This window comes from Streptomyces sp. NPDC087787 (genome assembly GCF_044743035.1).
Taxonomy (GTDB): domain Bacteria; phylum Actinomycetota; class Actinomycetes; order Streptomycetales; family Streptomycetaceae; genus Streptomyces.
The window spans coordinates 1-1,428 of sequence record NZ_JBIUVQ010000067.1 but is presented as its reverse complement, the minus strand read 5'-3'; the positions used below and the strand labels follow the sequence as shown (position 1 = coordinate 1,428).

The following is a 1,428-nucleotide window of genomic DNA, read 5'->3' as shown; positions in this document are numbered from 1 at the left end:
TCAGTGGGCGGTTCGTAAGGTGATGCCCGTTTCCGGCTGAGGTTGGGGCAAGGCCGCTGGTGGCGGTTCCGTCGGCTATTGCTTCCTGGTGAAGTTGCCGGTGTCGGCCTCGGTGAGGATCCCAAGTTTGACCAGGCGTTTCAGCTTGGCGCGGGTGCCTTCGACGTTCTTCGGCAGCAGCTCGTGGTCGAGGGCTTCGCAGACGTCCTTGGCCCGTAGCGGCCCGGTCGCGTGGTTGAAGACGGCGAGGATGCGGGGGTAGTCCGGGTGCTCGGGCAGCTCCGGCGCGACGGCAGGGAGCCGGTCGGCGAGGCCGGTGATGGTCTTGCGGGTGATCGCGAGGTGCTCCAGGTGCGTCTCGGCCTCCCGCAACCGGGCTTGCAGACCGTCGATCTGTGCGCGGAGGTCGTCGGCCAGGGCCCGGGCGGCGTCTTCCTGGAGGTCCAGGGCGTCGAGCAGAGGCTGGATGTTCACGCTGCCGCCGCCTGCGTCTCGCGCCAGGTGGGGGCGTTCGCGCCGGTGAGGCGTCGGGTCATGACGTGGGTCATCGCCCAGTAGACGCGGGAAGCGGAGGAGGAGGGGCGGTGCTCGTAGTCGCGGACCAGGCGCCGGTGCAGTATCAGGATCCCGTAGGTCTGCTCGACCCTCCACCGCTTCGGCTGCGGCACGAACCCCTTGACCTGCGGGTTGCGTTCGACGATCTCGACGTCGATGCCCAGGTCGGCGCCGTGCATGACGACCTGGTTCTTGAAGCCCTGGTCGACCAGGGCTTTGCGGACAGTCCCGCCGGCGTGCTCGACGACCTGGTCCAGCAGGACGATGCCCGCGGCGTTGTCGTGGGTGTTCGCAGCGAGGACGACGACCGCGATGACCAGGCCGAGGACGTCCACAGCAAGGCCCCGCTTGCGGCCGGGCACCCGCTTGGCCGGATCGTGACCACTCGTGGCGGCGGGGACCCCGGCGGCCACATGGACACTCTGGGTGTCCAGCACCACCAGGGTCGGGTCCTCTAATCGTCGGGCCCTCTCCCGGACCTGGCAGCGCAGGAGTTCATGGATGACCTGGTCGGTCCCGTCGTCCCGCCAGGCGGCGAAGTAGTAGTACGTCGCACTCTTCTGCGGCAGGTCGTGCGGGAGATAGGCCCACTGGCAACCGGTCCGCCCCTGGTAGAGGATCGCGTTCACGATCTCCCGCATGTCGTAGACGCCCTGATGACCGCTGACCGAGCGGTGCCGGTCCTTCCACGCGGTGATCACCGGCTCGATCAAAGCCCATTGCTCGTCCGATAAGTCACTCGGGTACGGCTTGCGTTCACTCACCCGGTCACATCACCAGATCACCAACTGCGGACCGGCAGATTCCGCCCCGCCGCCACACCATCAGGCGACAGCAGATCCACTCAAAAACTCACGAACCGCCCACTCAGAG

General features: G+C 67.4%; 2 protein-coding genes. Both read right to left on the bottom strand.

Features of this window, described 5'->3' with window-relative positions; translation table 11 throughout:
- Positions 1–75: 75 nt before the first annotated feature.
- Entirely contained in the window at positions 76–474 is a 399-nt protein-coding gene (locus tag ACIOWN_RS34505; protein WP_362358093.1) for a hypothetical protein, read from the bottom strand.
- Complete coding sequence (locus ACIOWN_RS34500) at positions 471–1,319, bottom strand: IS5 family transposase (protein WP_362358091.1); 849 nt, start codon at positions 1,317–1,319, stop codon at positions 471–473. Before ACIOWN_RS34500 ends, ACIOWN_RS34505 begins: the two co-directional genes overlap by 4 nt.
- Positions 1,320–1,428 lie beyond the last annotated feature (109 nt).